Here is a 19,014-nt window from a genome sequence, read left to right on the forward strand (position 1 = left end):
GGATTTTTGCAGCAAATGACAGCCTTGAGGGGCAGGAATCTTGGTCCGCCGGCCCTGCTATCCCCCGCTGTCATCATCCGCGAAAGCGGATGATCCAGTAATCGAGGCGCTCGAAGCATGCGGAGAGGTCGTCGCGTACTGGATTGCCCGGTCAAGCCGGGCAATGGCGGCGGTGCGCTACTCGGCGGCCTGGAGAGCAGGGGCCGCCTTCTTCGGCGCGATCCAGAACGCGGCGGGGCGCTCGAACAGGAAGTTGGCGCGGATGGCGAGCGCGACGCGCCAGATCACCAGCGAGCCGATGACGCCGGTGATGGTAACGAACAGCGAGATCAGGCCGATGTCAGGGATCACGCCGCTGCGCAACAGGCCGACGCGTGCGATCACCATAGGCAGGAAGAAAGCGAGATAGATCACGATCGAATGCTCGCCGCAGAAGCGCAGAGCAGTGAGCCACTGCATCCGCGCCAGCAGCGTGCCGGTGACGACGATGGCAAAGGCGCCCGCAAGTCCCAGCGCCAGCGAGACCAGCGGCCATTCGCTCGCCCCCGCGATCACCAGTGCGCCATTGACCAGCATCCACAGCGCAAGCCCGGCCAGTGCCGGCATCGGCGCGGAACGCGCGCGGTCCGACAGCTTGAAGACGTAGGGCGCAAAGAGATAGCCGGCATAGAAATAGACGAAGCGCGCGCAGAATTCGTCGATCACGGTCCAGCCGGTCACGACATGCGCCGTCTCAAGTCCTGCGGCCAGCACCAGAATCGCGAGCGGCGGCAGATTGCGTGTCAGTTTTGTGACGACGAAGAAGATCGGCAGCAGATAGATGAACCATAACGTGCCGAACGGCTCGACGAAGGATTCGAGATAGAGATAGCCGGTGTGGCTCCAGCTCGTCTCGGCAGCAAAGGCCGGCGCCTTGAACGCGAACTGGATCGTCACCCAGAGCACATAGAAATAGGCGAAATGCACGACCTTGCGGTCGAGATAGGTGCGCCAATCGCGATCGATCACGAGCGAGAGGAACAGGCCCGAGATCAGGAAGAAATCCGGCATCCGGAACGGTTTTGCGAACATCACGACCGCGTGCATGAATCCGGTCTCGCCGGCGGCGGCTTCAACGCCCAGCACCGAATGCATCATCACGACCATGACGATGCAGATGCCCTTGGCGTAGTCCACCCAATCGATGCGGCCGTCCGGCGATGCGGCGGAACGCAGGCTCGCGGAGGTTGTCCCGTTTGCGGTCATGACTGTCCTGTTTCGGCGCGCATTTGGCGCATCTTCGGCCGGATCGGTTGCTATCGCCTTTATCCATACAAATGACATGCCGCTCGTGCCTGCTTTTTGCCGTTTCCTCCTGGCCGGCAAATGTTCTAAGACGCTGGCGGGAGTACGGAATCGTTAACGATAGCAAGCGGGTGGGTTTCATGCGCATCGCCATGATTGGCACGGGTTACGTGGGACTGGTGTCTGGCGCGTGTTTTGCGGATTTCGGACACCACGTCACCTGCGTGGACAAGGATGTCGAGAAGATCAACGCCCTTCGCCGTGGCGAAATCCCGATCTTCGAGCCGGGGCTGGATGCCCTCGTTGCTTCGAATGTGAAGGCGAGGCGGCTCGACTTCACCACCGATCTGAAGGACCCGGTCGCCGAAGCCGACGCTGTCTTCATCGCGGTCGGCACGCCGTCGCGCCGCGGCGACGGCCATGCCGACCTCTCTTACGTCTATGCCGCTGCCCGCGAGATCGCCGGTGCGCTCAAGGGCTTCACGGTGGTAGTGACCAAATCGACCGTGCCGGTCGGCACCGGCGACGAGGTCGAGCGCCTGATCCGCGAAGCCAACCCGGCCGCCGATGTTGCAGTCGCCTCCAATCCGGAATTCCTGCGTGAGGGCGCGGCGATCCGCGACTTCAAGTTCCCGGACCGCATCGTGGTGGGCACTTCCGATGAGCGCGCGCGAAAAGTGCTCGGCGATGTCTATCGACCGCTGTCGCTCAACCAGGCTCCGCTGATGTACACGGCGCGGCGCACCGCGGAGCTGATCAAATACGCCGCCAACGCATTCCTCGCGACCAAGATCACCTTTATCAACGAGATCGCCGATCTTTCCGAAAAGGTCGGCGCCGATGTCCAGGAGGTCGCGCGCGGCATCGGGCTCGACAACCGCATCGGCTCCAAGTTCCTGCATGCGGGCCCTGGTTTCGGCGGCTCCTGTTTCCCCAAGGACACTCGCGCGCTGATCAAGATCGCGCAGGATCACGACGTGAATCTGCGCATCGTGGAGGCCGTGCTCGGCGTCAACGACAACCGCAAGCGCGCGATGGCGCGCAAGGTCGCGGGCCTCGCCGGCAATCTGCGCGGCAAGACCGTCGCGGTGCTCGGCCTCACCTTCAAGCCGGAGACCGACGACATGCGGGAGGCGCCCTCGATCCCGATCGTCACCGGCCTGTTGGACATGGGCGCGAAAGTGCGAGCCCATGATCCGGTTGGCATTGAGCAGGCGCGCAAGGAACTGCCTGATATCCAGTACTGCGATGATCCCTATGAATGCGTGACCGGCGCCGACGCCATGGTCGTGGTCACCGAGTGGGTGCAGTACCGCACGCTTGATCTGGAGCGGCTGAAGAACCTGTTGCGGCAACCGGTCGTGGTCGATCTCCGTAACATCTACCGCCCCGAGGACATGGCTGCGCACGGCTTCAGCTACGAGAGCGTGGGCCGCGCACCTGAACCGCGGGTCTAGGCTCGCTGTTGTTGTCATACACTGCGCGGGCGGGGTATCCAGTACGCACGATCTTCGGGATCAGCGCCGTCCGAGTTTACTGGATCACCCGCATTCGCGGGTGATGACGGATTCGAGATATTGCCCCGTCATTTCGACACCCCACTTCCAATCGACGCAGTGCTCCCCGAGCTCGCGTCAACGCTTGCGGCGAACAACACCGCCGTGCTCGTCGCGCCGCCCGGCGCCGGCAAGACCACGCGGGTGCCGCTGGCGCTGCTCGACGAGCCCTGGACCAAGGGCAAGAAGATCATCGTGCTGGAGCCGCGTCGGATCGCGGCGCGCGCCAGCGCCGAGCGGATGGCGAAGACACTTGGCGAGCGGGTCGGCGAGACCGTCGGCTATCGCGTCCGCTTCGGCTCGAAAGTGTCGCGGGCAACCCGCATCGAGGTCGTCACCGAGGGCATCTTCTCGCGCCAGATCCTCGACGATCCCGAACTCGCAGGCATTGCCGCTGTTTTGTTCGACGAATTTCACGAACGCTCGCTCGATGCCGATCTGGGGCTCGCGCTGGCGCGCGACGCGCAGCAGGGCTTGCGCGAGGATCTTCGCCTGCTCGTGATGTCGGCAACACTCGACGGCGCCCGTATCGCAAAGCTGCTTGGTGGTGCTTCCGTCGTGCAGAGCGAAGGCCGCGCTTTCCCGGTCGAGACGCGCTATCTCGGCCGCAAAGTGGACGTTCCGCTTGAACGGCAGATGGCGGAGGCGATCGCGACTGCACTTCGCGCCGATCCCGGCTCGGTGCTGGCGTTTCTGCCGGGCGCCGCCGAAATCCGACGCACGCAGAATTTCCTTGAAGAGCGCATCCATGACGCCGCGATCGAGATCGTGCCGCTGTTCGGCGCGCTCGACGCCAGTGTCCAGGATCGCGCCATCGCGCCGGCGCCCAAAGGTCACCGCAAGGTGGTGCTGGCGACCTCGATCGCCGAGACCTCGCTGACCATCGAGGGCGTCCGCATTGTCGTGGATTCCGGCATGGCGCGCGTTCCGCGCTATGAGCCCGATATCGCCTTGACGCGCCTGGAAACCGTGCGCGCCTCGCGCGCCGCGGTCGATCAGCGTCGCGGCCGCGCCGGCCGTACCGAGCCCGGCGTCTGCTACCGGCTGTGGGACGAGCCGCAGACCGCATCGCTCGCTCCCTATACGCAGCCCGAGATCCTGTCCGCCGATCTGTCCTCGCTGGTGCTCGACCTCGCGCAATGGGGCGTCAGCGACGCCTCCGGCCTTGCTTTCCTTGATCCACCGCCTGCGCCCGCCTGGAACGAAGCAACTGTGCTGCTGCGCGAACTCGGCGCGCTCGATGCCGACGGGCGGATCACGGCGGAGGGCAACAGCCTGCGCGCGCTGGCGCTGCCGCCACGGCTCGCCCGCATGATCGTGGATTCCGCGCGGCTTGGCACGGCATCAGAAGCCGCTGACATCGCGGCGGTGCTCACTGAACGCGGGCTCGGCGGTGACAGCGTCGATCTCGATGTCAGGCTCGACCAGTTCCGGCGCGACCGCTCGCAGCGCGCCTCGAGCGCGCGCAGCCTCGCACAGCGCTGGGCCTCGCAGGTGACTTCCTCGAAAGCGTCTGAGGCTGCGGGTGAGCTCTCCACCGGCACGATGCTGGCGCTGGCCTTTCCCGATCGCGTCGCGCGCAACCGCGGCAATGGCAGCTTTGTTCTCGCCAATGGCCGCGGCGCCAGCGTCGAGCAGACGTCATCACTTGCGCGTTCAGCCTATATCGCAGTCGGAGAGTTGACCGGCACTGCGGCGAGCGGCCGGATCCTGTTGGCCGCGCCGATCACGCTGGAAGAGATCGAGCTGCGTTTCGCAGGTGAGATCGAGACCACGGAAGACGTTTCCTTCGACCGCAGTGCGATGGCGCTGCGCGCGCGGCGCAAGCGCACGCTGCATGCGATCACGCTCTCGGAGGCGCCGATGGCGCTGTCACGGTCGGCGGAGACCGCACGCGTGCTCGCCGACGGGCTGATCGCCGCAGGCCTCGACAAGCTGCCATGGTCGAAAAACCTGAAGCAATGGCGTGACCGCGTGATGTTCCTGCGCAAGGCCGAAGGCGATAGCTGGCCGGACTTGTCCGATGAGGCGCTGGTGCGCGAGCGCGAGGCCTGGTTGGTACCTGTTCTCTACGGCAAGAGCTCGTTGAAGGAGCTCTCGGCCGGCGATCTCTCGGATGCGCTGATGGCGCTGTTGCCCTGGAATCTGCGCGCCCGGCTGGAGCAGGAGGCGCCGACCCATTTCGAGGCGCCGACCGGTAGCCAGCTTGCGATCGACTACGAGGCCGAGCAGGGCCCGACCATTGCCGTCCGGCTGCAGGAATTGTTCGGGCTCAACATCCATCCGTCGATCGCCAAGGGCGCCGTGCCGCTGGTGCTGGAATTGCTCTCGCCGGCACAGCGCCCCGTGCAGGTGACGCGGGACCTGCCCGGCTTCTGGCGCGGCAGCTACGCCGCGGTCCGCGCCGATCTGCGCGGGCGGTACCCCAAACACCCCTGGCCCGAGGACCCGGCCAATGCCGTGCCGACACGCCGGGCCAAGCCGCGCGGGACGTAATCTGCACCCGTGCGATTAACGCTCTAGCCGTTAACGCTTCACTCATCCTTTTCGCGAAAATGGCAGGCTCCATCGCCTCTGCCGGTCGCGACTTCGCGGATGGCGTGGTGAAATCGGCCAGTGTCCCCAATCTGCGTGGCGTCATGCGTAACATAATGATCTTCGCCGCCATCCTGATCGGCCTCGGCAGCTTCATGGCGCAGATGGCCGACAAGATGACGCCGGCCTCGGCGTCCGCCACGACCGCTTCAAAGAGCATTCCCGTTCAGACTGTAGGGCAGGGCGGCCGTTCGCTGAGCATTCCCCGCGACTCCCGCGGACACTTTGCGACTGACGGCCGCATCGATGGCCAGCGCATCGACTTCATGGTCGACACCGGCGCCTCGCTCGTGGCGCTGAATGAGAAATCCGCCGCGCGCTTCGGCCTGCGCCCGTCCCGCGGCGACTATACCGCGACCGTCAGCACCGCCAACGGCACCATCAAGGCCGCGCGCGCCCGCCTTGCCATGATTGATCTCGGTGGCCTCATCGTCCGCGACGTCGACGCCATGGTGCTGCCGGACGAAGCGCTTTCGGAAAACCTGCTCGGCCTGTCCTTCCTGTCCAAGCTCAAGCGCTTTGAATACGCCAATGGTCGGCTGGTGCTGGAGCAGTAAGGCAGCTTGCTTGCCGCCGCGATCGAAATCGCTTCCGACTCGTGTGAAAGTTCAAGTCTCGCATCCGGCCCGCAGCAATCGCTGATGCGATCTATGCCTTCTGAGTGGGCATTTTCCGGCCAACAAATCCGCCGCAATTGTCAGCCAATAGCAGGCGATCCCACCTTTCGCCGCAGTCCGCCTTTGGCTATTGGCTGCAGCATTGATCATCACGCTCTCGCGAGGCTGCCACAAGATGTTTCCAAAGCCCAAGCCCGTTCTGGTTCCGAACACCTATGCTTTCGAATCCGAACCGATGGTGAAGCCGACCGGGTTTCGCGAATATGACGCGCGCTGGCTGTTCGGCAAGGAAATCAACTTGATGGGCGTGCAGGCGCTGGGCATGGGGCTCGGCGCGCTGATCGCGGAACTCGGCGTCAAGCAGGAGATCGTCACCGGGCATGATTTCCGCGGCTATTCCGCCTCGATCAAATATGCGTTGATCTCCGGCCTGATGGCCGCAGGCTGCAAGGTGCACGACATCGGGCTCGCGGTGACGCCGATGGCCTATTTCGCGCAGTTCGATCTCGACGTGCCCTGCGTCGCGATGGTCACGGCCTCCCACAACGACAATGGCTGGACCGGGGTCAAGATGGGCGCCAACCGCCCGCTCACCTTCGGGCCCGACGAGATGACGCGGCTCAAGGAGATCGTGCTCGGCGCGAGCTTTGGCAACAAGGCCGGCGGCTCGTATCAATTCCACGAGAATTATCCGGCGCGCTACATCGCCGACCTCACCAACCGGGCGAAGCTGAAACGCAAGCTCAAGGTGGTGGCCGCCTGCGGCAACGGCACCGCCGGCGCGTTCGCGCCGCAGGTCCTGGACGCGATCGGCTGCGAGGTGATCCCGCTCGACACCGAGCTCGACCATACCTTTCCGAAATACAATCCGAACCCGGAAGACATGGAGATGCTGCACGCGATCCGCGACGCGGTGCTGCAGCACAAGGCCGATGTCGGCCTCGGCTTCGATGGCGACGGCGACCGCTGCGGCGTGGTCGACAACACCGGCGAGGAGATCTTCGCCGACAAGGTCGGCGTGATGCTGGCGCGCGACATGTCGGCGATCCACAAGGACGCGCAATTCGTGGTCGACGTGAAATCGACCGGCCTGTTCATCACCGATCCCGTGTTGCAGAAGCAGGGCGCCAGGACCGCGTACTGGAAGACCGGCCACTCCTACATGAAGCGCCGCACCAACGAGCTCGGCGCGCTCGCCGGGTTCGAGAAGTCCGGCCATTTCTTCTTCAACACACCGTTCGGCCGCGGCTATGACGACGGCTTGGTCTCGGCGATCGCGATCTGCGAGATGCTCGACCGCGCGCCCGGCAAGTCGATGGCCGACCTGAAGAACGCGCTGCCCAAGACCTGGTCGTCGCCGACCATGTCGCCGCATTGTGCGGACGAGGCCAAATACGGCGTGGTCGACGCCGTGGTGAAGCATTTCGAGGGCTTGCAGAAGAAGGGCGCCAAGATCGGCGGCCAGGCCATCCGCGATCTCGTCACCGTCAACGGCGTGCGCGTCACGGTCGAGGACGGCAGCTGGGGCCTGGTGCGCGCCTCCTCCAACAAGCCGGAGCTCGTGGTGGTGGTCGAAAGCCCGGTCAGCGAGCAGCGCATGCGCGACATGTTCGAGACCGTGGATGGCGTGCTGCGCACGCATCCGGAAGTGGGTGAGTACAATCAGAAGATTTGATTGGGATGCTTGCCTCGCGCACCGTCGTCATACCCCGCGCAGGCGGGGTATCCAGTACGCTGCGGCCTCTCAATCGAAAACGAATGTCTCTGGAATACTGGATCGCCCGCCTTCGCGGGCGATGACAGTGGACGGATTCACGCCGCCGGCACCGGCAGCGCGGTTACGGATTTGATCTTCTCCATCGCAAAACGCGAGGTGACGTTCTTCAGCGGCACGGCACTGATCAGCTTCTTGTAGAAGACGTCATAGGCCGACATATCCGCGACCACGACGCGCAGCATGTAGTCGACGTCGCCGGCCATCCGGTAGAACTCCATCACTTCAGGCATGGCGCTCACCGCGTCGGCGAATTTGCGCAGCCAGGCCTCGGAATGGTCAGCGCTCTCGACCGACACGAAGACGCTGATGCCGAGCCCGATCTTGTTCTGATCGACCAGCGCCACCCGGCGCAGGATCACGCCATCGGCCTCGAGCCGCTGGATGCGCTTCCAGCAGGGGGTGGAGGACAAGCCGACCCGATCGCCGATCTCGGCGACCGAGAGCGAGGCGTCCTCCTGCAGCACAGTCAGGATTTTGCGATCGATGGCGTCAAGCCGGCGGTTGGCGTCATGCAGCGGAACGGCGAGCTCGGTCATGAGAAGAAAGTTCCATATTAGGAGGCTAAATCCCTGATATAGAGAAAAATCTTCTAAAGCAAGCCTATTTGCTGCTCTCCGCCGGGCGAGCGCTCTGGTGCTGCCCCAAAAGCTCTTCAACTTCAGTACGTTGCGGGGCCGCGAACGCGCCTCCGAACCCGGTGCATTTCAGTGCGGCGGCGGCGGAGGCAAACCGCAGCGCGTCCCGCAGCTCCTGTCTTTCGGTGATGGCGAGCGCGAATGCGCCATGGAAAACGTCGCCCGCCCCGAGCGTATCGACGGTATGGACCGGGAAGGCTGGCGTCTCCTCCAGCTCGCTTTGTTCGTTCAGCCAGATCGTGCCCCGCGGGCCACGCGTTCCGGCCAGGAACGAGTCCGTCAGTCTGGCGATCTTCTTCAGCGCCTGGCCGTCATCGGTGACGTCGGCCGTCTCCTGCAACGGCTCGCTCGAGAACACGAGATGGGAAGAGGCCGTCAGCAGCCCCTCGCTGAGCGACATCGCGCGGTCGACATCGACGATCACAGGGATGCCGCGTCTTCTGGCCTCGGCGCAGATATCAGTGCAGAACTCCGCACAGCGGCTCTCGGTCAGGATAGCCGCGCAATCGTGCAGCAGGATTTCGGCACCGGGCAGGCGGACCTTCCATAACCCCGGATCGCGGAAGGTGACGATTGTGCGTTCGCCGGTCGGGTCGATCATGATGGTCGAGATCGGCGTCACCAGGCCCGGCATATGCACGATATGCCTGACGTCGATGCCCTCATGGTGCATCTGTTCGAACATGTATCTCGACGAGGTCTCGCGCGCATCGCCGATCGGTCCGCAGATCGCGGCGCGGCCGCCGAGCCGCACGATGGCGATCGCGGCGTTCAGCGCATTGCCGCCGCAGATCTCTTCGAAATGAGTGGCATTTTCCTTGGAGCCGCGGCTGGGGACGCCGCGCACGCGAAAGGTCAGGTCGCGCACCGGCATTCCAATGCAGAGAATGCGCGGTGGAATCTTTGGCGCAGCAGTGTGGAAATTCATTTCGTGGTCCATGATCATGGCTCCGAACCCGACCGGAACCACCCTCCGGTAATGGATTGGTGCATGGACCCGTTCCCGCTATGCGCCCGCGACGTCTCCCCCATGCAGCCAACGTCCGACCAAATGATGGGCAATTGCAAAAGGATGCGGGCCAGCCAGGCCATCGGGATGCTGCCGCTTGAGCATCAGGGTCGCTTCCGCGCGATCGAACCAGCGCGCATCTTCGAGCTCGGTGCGGTCGACGATGATCTCCTCATTGGTTGCGCGCGCGGTGCATCCGATCATCAGGGATGACGGGTAGGGCCAGGGCTGCGTCATGTAATAGTTGACATCGGTGCAGTGGATTCCCGACTCCTCGAAGATTTCGCGGCGGACCGCATCCTCGATGGTCTCGGCAGCTTCAACGAAGCCCGCGAGGCAGGAATACATCCCCGGCGGAAAACGGTTCTGGCGGCCGAGCAGGCATCTGTCGCCGTGGGTCACGAGCATGATGACGACCGGGTCGGTGCGCGGAAAATGCTCGGCCTTGCAGCTCGGGCATTCGCGCTTCCAGCCGCCCTCCTTCATCGCGGTACGCGCGCCGCAATTGGCGCAAAAGCCATGGCGCTGGTGCCAGGTCACCATCGATTTTGCCATCGCGATCGCGGAGAGTTGTTCTGACGGGACCGCGCCCTGCATCGCCATGCCGCGCAGCTCGGTGACGGCGACATCGCTGCGGCCGACCAGCTTTTCCGCTGCTTGCGACGCGATGCCCATGCCGAATACCGGCGCGCCATCGCGCAGGCCGAGGAAGACCGTGCCGGGATTGGCGCCGAACTTCAGCGCCTCCTCGACCGAAAGCAGCGCCCGCGGACCGCTTTCCTCCTGCTTCACAACCAGCGAGTCGCGATAGATCACGTAAGCGCAGGCGTCGCGGCGGCTTTCCAGCGCGAACAGCTTCTCCTCATTGGTGCGCAGATGTGCGGCGCGATCGAGAACATTGGTGACGAAAGCCGGCTGCCCCAGCGGAAAATTGTTCAATGCTGACATCTGTTCTCAACCCAACCAGATCTTGCGGCGAAGCGCGCTGATGAAATTCTGCACTTCTTCGGCATCATGCGCCAGCGGCGGCACCACGCCCCATACCGGGCGCGGCCAGGCGGCGTCGCTGGTGCGGCGTGCGATGATGTGAACATGAAGCTGCGGCACCGCATTGCCTAGCGCTGCGATGTTGAGCTTGTCGCACTTGGTGATTTCCTTCAGCGCGCGCGCGACGCGGGAGATCTCGGTCATCAGCTGCGCCTGCTCGACCTCCTCGAGATCGATGATCTCCACCGCGCCCTCGTGGCGCGGCACCAGCAGCAGCCAGGGGTAATTGGCGTCCTTGATGACCAACACCCGGCTTAGCGGCAGGTCGCCGATGTCGATCGTGTCTTCCTTTAATCGGGAGTGCAGTGACCAGGCGGAGGCAGGCATCGGAATTCCTGGAACGATGCGGGGATGATGGCAGGTAATGCCTTTCTGCCCTCGGGCACAAGCCCGCTGCGTTCCGTGCAGGCCACGCTTGCTTTCCGACCCTTTTGGCCCCAAATAGGGACCGGGAGATTGGCGGTGGACGAGCCACTCGCCAACCGGGTCAGGTCCGGAAGGAAGCAGCCCTAACGAGGTCCGGATCGGGTCGCTCGTCAGTCTCCTACCTGTTTTTCGAGCGAATCGTGCGTAAGCCGGCGCTGTTCCGCGCTTTTGAGTTCGATTCCAGCTCCGTTCCGCAAAGCCGGCCCCGAGAGACAATCAATTGCGGATCGACCAATGAATGACGCTGGCGCTCCTCCGAATCAAGCTGAAGGCGCCGGTCAGGCCGGCTTCGAAGCCGCAAAGCCCTACCGGGTGCTGGCGCGCAAATACCGCCCCTCCAGCTTTGACGACCTGATCGGCCAGGAGGCCATGGTGCGCACGGTCTCGAACGCGTTCGAGACCGGACGAATTCCGCAGGCGTGGATCCTGACCGGGGTGCGCGGGGTCGGCAAAACCACCACCGCCCGCATCCTGGCCCGTGCGCTGAACTATGAATTGCCTGATGGATCGGTGAAGGGGCCGAGCATCCAGATGCCCGTGCTCGGTCTGCACTGCCAGGCCATCATGGAAAGCCGGCACATGGACGTGCTGGAGATGGACGCTGCGTCCCATACCGGCGTCGACGATGTCCGCCAGATCAATGACAGCGTGCGTTATGCGCCGGCGAGCGCGCGCTACAAGGTCTACATCATCGACGAAGTCCACATGCTCTCGACCGCGGCCTTCAACGCATTCCTGAAGACGCTCGAGGAGCCGCCGGAGCACGCCAAATTCGTCTTCGCCACCACCGAAATCCGCAAAGTCCCGGTAACGGTGCTCTCGCGCTGCCAGCGTTTCGACCTGCGCCGGGTCGAGGCCGACGTGCTGATGAAGCATCTCGGTAACATCGCGGCCAAGGAAGGCGTCGAAGTCGAGCCGGAAGCGCTCGGCATCATCGCGCGCGCCGCTGAGGGCTCGGTGCGCGATTCGCTGTCGCTGTTCGACCAGGCAATCGCGCATGCGGCCGGAACCGTGCGCGCCGAGGAAGTGCGGCAGATGCTCGGGCTTGCCGACCGCACCCGGGTGATCGAGCTGTTCGATTCGCTGGCGCGCGGGGATATTGCGGCCGCGTTCACCGAATTCCGTGCGCAATATGATGTCGGCGCCGATCCGGTGGTGGTGCTCTCCGACCTCGCCGAATTCGTCAATTTCGTTACCCGCGTCAAGTTCGTGCCGGCTACCGCCGATAACGTGGCGTTCGGCGAAACCGAGCGCGTCCGCGCCCGCGAGTTCGCGACCAAGCTGTCGACGCGGGTGCTGTCGCGGATGTGGCAGATGCTGCTCAAGGGCATCGCCGAGGTGCAGACCGCCACCCGTCCGGCCGCCGCCGCCGAGATGGTGTTGGTGCGGATCGCCTACGTCGCCGACCTGCCGACGCCGGACGAAGCGATCAGGATGATCGAACAGAACGGCGGCGCGGCGCCGGTGGTCGCGGGCGGCACGACCGCATCGCGGGCTGCGCCATCCGCGCCCGTCTCCTCGATTGCCTCGTCGCCGGCGCGCGCTCCCGCAGCTGCGCCCCGGGCCAGCGCGGAGACCTCGCTGCGACCACAGGCCGTGGCGCCCGAGACGCAGTCGGCGCCCGCGCTGCGTATCACCAGCTTCATGCAGCTTCTCGCTCTCGCCGGCGAGAAGCGCGATCTGATGATCAAGGGCGCGCTCGAAGCCGATGTGCGGCTGGTGCGGATCGAGGACGGACGGCTCGACATCGCGCTGGAGCCGCATGCTTCGCGCGGCCTCGTCACCGATCTCTCGCGCAAACTTGAACTATGGACCGGCCGGCGCTGGACCGTGATCGTCTCCAACGAAGCCGGGCAGCCGACCATCCGCTCGCAAAATCTCGCCGAGAAGAGCCAGCGCGAGCGGGCGGCCGAAGCCGATCCGCGGGTGAAGGAGGTTCTGGCCCGCTTTCCGGGCGCGAAGGTCGTCGAGGTGCGCAGGCTTGCCGCCGAGCCGGCGGAAACCGATATTGTCAGCGAAGACCCGATCGAGAGCGGCGACGGCGACGATTAGCGTGATCGGGGATCATGCGCGAACAAATTGAGGGGATAACCGATGGCTGATTTTCTCGGCATGATGAAGCAGGCGGCGCAGCTGCAGTCCAAGATGCAGGCGATGCAGGAAGAGCTCGGCAATGTCGAGGTCGAGGGCATTTCCGGCGGCGGCCTCGTCGCCGTGCGCATGAGCGCGAAGATGGAAGTGAAGGGCGTCAAGATCGATCCGTCGCTGATGAAGCCGGAGGAACAAGAGATCCTCGAGGACCTCCTGGTCACCGCGCACAATGACGCGCGGCGCAAGGCGGAACTCGCGGTGCAGGAGAAGATGCAGACGCTCACCGGCGGGCTCGGCCTGCCGCCCGGGCTCGGTCTCACCTGAAATGGCCGCAAGCGTCGCCGGACCTGAAATCGAGCGCCTGATCCAGCTTCTGGCGCGGCTGCCCGGCCTCGGGCCGCGCTCGGCCCGGCGTGCGGCGCTGCACCTGATCAAGAAGCGCGAAGCGCTGATGACGCCGCTCGCCTCGGCGCTGCAGGTGGCGATCGACAAGATCCAGGTCTGCAAGACCTGCGGCAATATCGATACGCAGAATCCTTGCACGGTCTGCACCGATCCGCGCCGCGATCCTTCCATCATCGTCGTGGTCGCCGACGTTGCCGATCTCTGGGCGCTGGAACGCGCGAACGCGACCAATGGTCGCTATCACGTCCTCGGCGCGACGCTGTCGCCGCTTGACGGCGTCGGCCCGCAGGATCTCACCATCGATCAGCTGGTGGCGCGCGCGCATGATCCGCAGGTCAGCGAGATTATCCTGGCGCTGAACGCAACCGTGGATGGCCAGACCACGGCGCACTACATCACCGATCTGCTTCAAGAGGCCAATGTGCGAGTGACGCGGCTGGCGCATGGCGTGCCGGTCGGTGGCGAGCTTGATTACCTCGATGAAGGTACGCTATCCGCAGCCATGCGGCAGCGAACGCTCTTCTAGCTACATATCAACGGAACTGAACGAGATGACGAAACACCGATTCGGCATTCGCCTGTGCTTTGCGGTCATTCTGGGAGCGGTGCTTGCCGCGCCCGCCGCGCTGGCCCAAGAGGAAGAGGCCGCGCCGAGGCCGGGCAAGCCGATTCATGCCGGCGAGGTGCTGTCGGGCGAACTCAACACGCTGCGCGTCCGCGACATCAACAAAGCCGGCAAGCGCATCGCGACCTATCAGCTTACCAGCGAACCGCGCCGCCTGCCGCCGCCGAACGGGCTGTGCAATCTCGAGACCGGTCCTGAGACATTCCAGCTTGTCCCCGCCAACGACGCGCAGGCCGCGCAACTGAGGCCTTTTGTCGGCAAGGAAATCTCGGTGAAGGTCGACGAAGTCGCCTGCGCGCAAGAGGCAGGGCAGATGAGCGAGGCTGTCGTCACCAAGTGGAGCGTGGTGACGAAGCATTAAGGTTTGGCCTCGTAGCCCGGATGAAGCGCAGCGCAATCCGGGATCTATGGGAAACAACCTCGACTCTCCCGGATTGCGCTGCGCTCCATCCGGGCTACGGCCCTTACACCTTCACCGGCCCGAGCGCGTCGAAATGCCCGCGGCGCTGCAGCCATGCGAGCAGGATCAGGCTCGGGATCGCGACCAGCACGCAGATCACGAAGAACAAGGGCCAGCCTGTCGCCTTGGCGACGAAACCAGCGCCTGACGAGAGATAGGTGCGGCCTACCGCGGCAAGCGCGGTCAGCAATGCATATTGCGTCGCCGTGTGCAGGGGATTGCGGCACAGCGCCGAGAGATAGGCGACGAAGATCACGGTGCCGATCGCGCTGGTGAAGTTTTCGCAGGTGATCGCGAGCGCCAGCGCCCACTGGTTGACGCCGACCACCGCGAGCCAGGAGAAGGAGAGGTTGGCGAGTGCCTGCACGATGCCGCCGATCCACAGGCTCGTCGCCAGCGAATAGCGCCGCGCCACGAAGCCGCCGGCAAAACCGCCGATCAGGGTGGCGGCGAGCCCCACGCCTTTGACGATCGCGGCATAGTCGACCTTGCTGAAGCCGATATCGATCACGAACGGCGCCGTCATCGTGCCCGAGAACGCATCGGTGAACTTGAACAGCACGACGAAGGCCAGTGCCGCGATGGCATCGCGTCGGCTGAGGAACTCGGAGAACGCGCCGACCGCGGCGCGGATCACGCGCGAGAATACCGTTTCCGCGGCCGTGGCCGCTTCGGCGTCCTTCGACTGCGCCGGCTCGGTCGCAACCAGTGCGGTGATCATCCCGATCACGACCAGCGCGGCCATCACCACGTAGCCCCACATCCACGCGGACGAGCGCACCACGCCTCCGCCCTCGAACCCGCTGACGATGAACAGGGCGCCCGCGGTCGAGACCAGCATGCCGATGCGGTAGGCCGCGACATAAGATGCCATGCCGGCGGCCTGCTCGCTCTCGGGCAGGCTCTCGACACGGAAGGCATCGACGACGATGTCCTGCGTCGAGGAGGTGGTGGCGACCAGCAGCGCGGCAAAGGCGGCGAACCACGGCGAGCGCGCGGGATCGGCGACCGCGAGCACGAGGATCGTGGTGATCAGCAGGAGCTGCGAGAACAACAGCCAGCCACGGCGCCGTCCGAAATGTCGGGTGAAGAACGGCACGTGCAGCGCATCGACCAGTGGCGCCCACAGGAATTTCAACGTGTAGGGCGTGCCGACCAGCGCGAGCAGGCCGATGGTGCCGAGATCGACGCCGACCTCGCGCATCCACACCTGCAGCGTCGACCCGGACAGCGCCAGCGGCAGGCCCGACGAGAAGCCCAGCACCAGCACGATCAGGACGCGCGGCTGCAGATAAACGGCAAGGCTGTCGCGCCAGGAGGTGGCGGCAGGCTCGGCTTTCTCGGTCGCGGCGGCTGTCGCTTCAGGCGCGGTCATGGAGCCCTGTTAGCAGATTCGGCAGGAAAATCCGCCCTTGTCCGTCCGCGTAGGATGGGTAGAGCGAAGCGAAACCCATCACGTCCTTGCGGCGACGATATGATGGGTTTCGCTGCGCTCTACCCATCCTACGAGGGCTCTTAGCTATTCCCCCGCCTGCAGCTTGGGTGGGGCGGGGAACAATTCGGGCCTGCCGCTGGGCACGATCCGGGGCAGTTCCACCGGGGCGTCCGACTTGCTGAAATCGAGCTCCTCGATCCGGCCGGCGCGCTTTTCGATCTTGTCGGCGGAGATCAGGATCTGGCGTACATCCTCGTTCGCCTGCGAGAAATGGTTCTGCAGTTTGAGCACGCGGTCGCGGAGCCGCGACAGATCGTCGCCGAGCTTGATCACCTCGGTGCGGATCTGGTCGGCGGCATCGCGCATCCGCGCGTCCTTCATGATCTGCTGCATCACCTGGATCGCGAGCATCAACAGCGAGGGCGACACCAGCACCACGCGGGCGCGATAGGCCTTCTGGATCACATCGTCGAAGCCGTCATGGATCTCGGCATAGACCGACTCCGAGGGTACGAACATCAGCGCAGTGTCCTGGGTCTCGCCGGCGATCAGGTATTTTTCCGCGATGTCGCTGACATGCTTCATCACGTCGTTGCGCAGGCGCTGGCTGGCATATTTGCGCTCGTCGTCGCTGCGCGCGTCGTGCAGCGCCGTCATCGCCTCCAGCGGGAATTTCGCGTCGATGCAGAGCGGGCGCTGATCCGGCAGGAACACCACGCAATCCGGCCGCTTGCCGGATGAGAGCGTGAACTGGAATTCGTAGGAGCCCTTCGGCAGCCCGTCCTGGACGATCGCTTCCATCCGCGCCTGGCCGAAGGCACCACGCGACTGCTTGTTGGCGAGCACGTCACGCAGCGTCGTCACCTGTGTCGTCAGGTCGGTGAGGTTCTTGTGCGCGTTGTCGATGATGCCGAGCCGCTCGTGCAGATGGCGCAGGCTGTCCATGGTGTGGCGGGTGGTCTGCTCCATGGATTGGCCGACGCGGTGGGTGACCGAATCCAGCCGCTCGTTGACGGCGCGCGCCATCTCGGCCTGACGGCCGGCGAGGGCCTGCGTCATCGCATCGACCCGGCCGCTCGACTCGCTCTGGGCGCGCAGCACTTCGCTGAGCCGCTCTTCCAGTTCATCGGCGCGAATGGTCTGAGCCATCGCCAGTTCCGCGCCGCGCCGGGATGAGCGCGCGATCACGATGGCGATCGTCAGCAGCAGGACGAGCACGAGCACGCCGAACGCAACCAGCGCGTCGGCGATGCGGACCGGCCAGTCGCCGACCATGAAGAGAATCTCGTTCATGCAAGCGCTATAGCCGATTCGCCGCCCGCCGCGAACGAAAGTGGAACATTTATGGTTAACAAGCCGTGAAGTTTCATGGTTAAGAAAGGCTGAAGAATCACGGTTAAGGCTGTCTTAACCGGTTCCGGATCGCATTGACCCCGGCATATCAAGCGCTTAAATCGCCAGCCATGGCCCTAAGAGAAATCATCATCCTGCCGGACAAGCAGTTGCGGCTCGTCTCCAAACGCGTCGAAAAGATCACGCCGGAGATCCGCAAGCTGGTCGACGACATGTTCGAGACCATGTACGAGGCGCCCGGCATCGGGCTGGCCGCGATCCAGGTCGCGCAGCCGCTGCGGCTGGTCACCATGGATCTCGCAAAAAAGGACGAGAACGGCGAGACCACGCCGAAGCCGCGCGTCTTCATCAACCCGGAGATCATCTCGACGTCGGAGGAGAAGTCGGTCTACGAAGAGGGCTGCCTGTCGATCCCCGAATATTACGAGGAGGTGGAGCGGCCGGCGCGGGTGCGCGTGCGCTTCACCGATATCGACGGCAAGGTGCATGAAGAGGACGCCGAGGGCCTCTACGCCACCTGCATCCAGCACGAGATCGACCATTTGAACGGCATCCTGTTCGTGGACTATCTGTCGAAGCTGAAACGCGACCGCGTGCTGAAGAAGTTCGCCAAGGCCGCCAAGCGCGCGGCGGAGTAAGGCGCCACCATTTCCACCATCATGCCCGGGCTGGACCCGGGCATCCACGTTCTCTGCAGCCGTGGATGGCCGGGACAAGCCCGGCCATGACGAGTACTCTACCTGCAGTCGAGGTAATCCGCCCCATGCCGCTCCGCCTGATCTTCATGGGTACGCCCGATTTCGCCGTGCCGACGCTGCTCGAACTGGCCGGTCACGGCCATGAGATCGCCGCCGTCTATACCCGTGCGCCCAAGCCGGGCGGGCGGCGCGGCCTGCAATTGCAGCCGACGCCGGTCGAGCAGGAGGCGCGGCGGCTCGGCATTCCCGTGCTGACGCCGAAGACATTGAAGACGCGAGAGGCGCTGGAAGAATTCCGCGCGCATCAGGCGGATGCGGCCGTCGTGGTTGCCTATGGCATGATCCTTCCGCAGGCGATCCTCGATGCGCCGAGGCTTGGTTGCTATAATTTGCACGCTTCGCTCCTGCCGCGCTGGCGCGGCGCCGCGCCGATCAACCGCGCCATCATGGCGGGCGATGCCGAGACCGGCGTGATGGTGATGAAGATGGATATCGGCCTCGACACCGGCGATATCGCGATGGCCGAGCGGATTGCGATCACCGACCGGATGACGGCGGCCGATCTGCACGATGCGCTGGCCCCGCTCGGTGCCGACCTGATGGTGCGGGCCATGGCCGCGCTGGACCGCGGCGGTCTGCAACTGACCAGGCAGAGCGAGGACGGCGTCACCTACGCCGCCAAGATCGAGAAGGCCGAGGCGCGGATCGACTGGGGCAGGCCCGCGCACGCCGTGCTGCGGCATATTCACGGCCTGTCGCCGTTTCCCGGCGCCTGGGCCGAATTGTCAGGCGTTGGCGAACCGGTGCGCATCAAAATTCTCCGCTGCGAGCTGGCGAGCGGCTCGGGCGCGCCGGGCACCGTGCTCGACGACAACCTCGCGATCGCCTGCGGCGAGGGCGTTATTCGGGTCCTCGAACTGCAGCGCGAAGGCAAGGCGCGGATGAAGTCGGTCGACTTCCTGCGCGGCACGCCGCTGAAGGCCGGCGCGCGGTTCATCTAG

17 protein-coding genes and 1 other RNA gene are annotated in these 19,014 nt (G+C 64.6%); 11 read left to right on the forward strand and 7 right to left on the reverse strand.

The genetic code is table 11. The features are described from left to right. Positions 1–177 precede the first annotated feature (177 nt). Positions 178–1,245 (reverse strand): acyltransferase family protein, encoded by a 1,068-nt coding sequence (locus tag K288_RS0113340; RefSeq protein WP_027580005.1) that lies wholly within the window; start codon positions 1,243–1,245, stop codon positions 178–180. A gap of 179 nt (positions 1,246–1,424) precedes the next feature. Here K288_RS0113340 and K288_RS0113345 point away from each other — a divergent pair, with 179 nt between their 5' ends. The 4 genes from K288_RS0113345 to K288_RS0113360 all read left to right on the forward strand — a co-directional run bounded on the left by K288_RS0113345 (position 1,425) and on the right by K288_RS0113360 (position 7,727). Next, positions 1,425–2,741, forward strand: a complete 1,317-nt coding sequence (locus K288_RS0113345) for a UDP-glucose/GDP-mannose dehydrogenase family protein (RefSeq protein ID WP_027580006.1) — start codon at positions 1,425–1,427, stop codon at positions 2,739–2,741. Positions 2,742–2,861: 120 nt separating this feature from the next. Beyond that, the gene (gene hrpB, locus K288_RS0113350) at positions 2,862–5,336 is read left to right on the forward strand and encodes an ATP-dependent helicase HrpB (RefSeq protein WP_027580007.1); all 2,475 of its coding nucleotides are present in this window, start codon (positions 2,862–2,864) and stop codon (positions 5,334–5,336) included. 155 nt (positions 5,337–5,491) lie between these two features. Continuing rightward, entirely contained in the window at positions 5,492–5,992 is a 501-nt protein-coding gene (locus K288_RS0113355) for a TIGR02281 family clan AA aspartic protease (RefSeq protein ID WP_027580008.1), read from the forward strand. A 235-nt stretch (positions 5,993–6,227) separates the two neighbouring features. Beyond that, complete coding sequence (locus K288_RS0113360; RefSeq protein WP_027580009.1) at positions 6,228–7,727, forward strand: phosphomannomutase/phosphoglucomutase; 1,500 nt, start codon at positions 6,228–6,230, stop codon at positions 7,725–7,727. Between the two features lie 137 nt (positions 7,728–7,864). Here K288_RS0113360 and K288_RS0113365 read toward each other — a convergent pair whose 3' ends face one another. The 4 genes from K288_RS0113365 to K288_RS0113380 form a co-directional block, all read right to left on the reverse strand. Then, the gene (locus K288_RS0113365; RefSeq protein WP_027580010.1) at positions 7,865–8,365 is read right to left on the reverse strand and encodes an Lrp/AsnC family transcriptional regulator; all 501 of its coding nucleotides are present in this window, start codon (positions 8,363–8,365) and stop codon (positions 7,865–7,867) included. Positions 8,366–8,429: 64 nt separating this feature from the next. After that, positions 8,430–9,404 (reverse strand): sugar kinase, encoded by a 975-nt coding sequence (locus K288_RS0113370; RefSeq protein WP_244443139.1) that lies wholly within the window; start codon positions 9,402–9,404, stop codon positions 8,430–8,432. A gap of 66 nt (positions 9,405–9,470) precedes the next feature. Next, positions 9,471–10,421 (reverse strand): NAD(+) diphosphatase, encoded by a 951-nt coding sequence (gene nudC, locus K288_RS0113375; RefSeq protein WP_027580012.1) that lies wholly within the window; start codon positions 10,419–10,421, stop codon positions 9,471–9,473. A 6-nt stretch (positions 10,422–10,427) separates the two neighbouring features. Then, positions 10,428–10,847, reverse strand: a complete 420-nt coding sequence (locus tag K288_RS0113380) for an HIT family protein (RefSeq protein ID WP_027580013.1) — start codon at positions 10,845–10,847, stop codon at positions 10,428–10,430. A 124-nt stretch (positions 10,848–10,971) separates the two neighbouring features. On the opposite strand from K288_RS0113380, the gene ffs reads away from it, so the two are divergent. From ffs to K288_RS0113400, 5 genes are all read left to right on the forward strand, one after another. After that, positions 10,972–11,068: signal recognition particle sRNA small type (ffs, locus tag K288_RS50175), an RNA gene on the forward strand. A gap of 112 nt (positions 11,069–11,180) precedes the next feature. After that, positions 11,181–12,998 (forward strand): DNA polymerase III subunit gamma/tau, encoded by a 1,818-nt coding sequence (locus K288_RS0113385; protein WP_027580014.1) that lies wholly within the window; start codon positions 11,181–11,183, stop codon positions 12,996–12,998. A gap of 42 nt (positions 12,999–13,040) precedes the next feature. Continuing rightward, a complete protein-coding gene (locus K288_RS0113390; protein ID WP_027580015.1) occupies positions 13,041–13,361 on the forward strand; it encodes a YbaB/EbfC family nucleoid-associated protein in 321 nt (106 codons plus the stop codon). 1 nt (position 13,362) lies between these two features. Continuing rightward, on the forward strand, positions 13,363–13,968 hold the full coding sequence (recR, locus tag K288_RS0113395) for a recombination mediator RecR (protein WP_027580016.1): 606 nt from the start codon (positions 13,363–13,365) through the stop codon (positions 13,966–13,968). A gap of 25 nt (positions 13,969–13,993) precedes the next feature. Further along, the gene (locus K288_RS0113400; protein ID WP_027580017.1) at positions 13,994–14,428 is read left to right on the forward strand and encodes a hypothetical protein; all 435 of its coding nucleotides are present in this window, start codon (positions 13,994–13,996) and stop codon (positions 14,426–14,428) included. Between the two features lie 103 nt (positions 14,429–14,531). Here K288_RS0113400 and K288_RS0113405 read toward each other — a convergent pair whose 3' ends face one another. Then, positions 14,532–15,902, reverse strand: coding sequence for an MFS transporter (locus K288_RS0113405; protein WP_027580018.1), 1,371 nt, complete (start codon positions 15,900–15,902; stop codon positions 14,532–14,534). Positions 15,903–16,046: 144 nt separating this feature from the next. After that, positions 16,047–17,255 (reverse strand): DNA recombination protein RmuC, encoded by a 1,209-nt coding sequence (gene rmuC / locus K288_RS0113410; RefSeq protein ID WP_027580019.1) that lies wholly within the window; start codon positions 17,253–17,255, stop codon positions 16,047–16,049. A 170-nt stretch (positions 17,256–17,425) separates the two neighbouring features. Between rmuC and def the strand changes: the two genes are divergently transcribed. Further along, positions 17,426–17,953: a peptide deformylase gene (gene def, locus K288_RS0113415; protein WP_027580020.1), complete on the forward strand. Its 528-nt coding sequence runs from the start codon at positions 17,426–17,428 to the stop codon at positions 17,951–17,953. Positions 17,954–18,078: 125 nt separating this feature from the next. Continuing rightward, positions 18,079–19,014 (forward strand): methionyl-tRNA formyltransferase, encoded by a 936-nt coding sequence (gene fmt, locus K288_RS0113420; protein WP_027580021.1) that lies wholly within the window; start codon positions 18,079–18,081, stop codon positions 19,012–19,014.

Source organism: Bradyrhizobium sp. Ai1a-2 (genome assembly GCF_000426245.1).
In the GTDB taxonomy this organism is placed as follows: domain Bacteria; phylum Pseudomonadota; class Alphaproteobacteria; order Rhizobiales; family Xanthobacteraceae; genus Bradyrhizobium.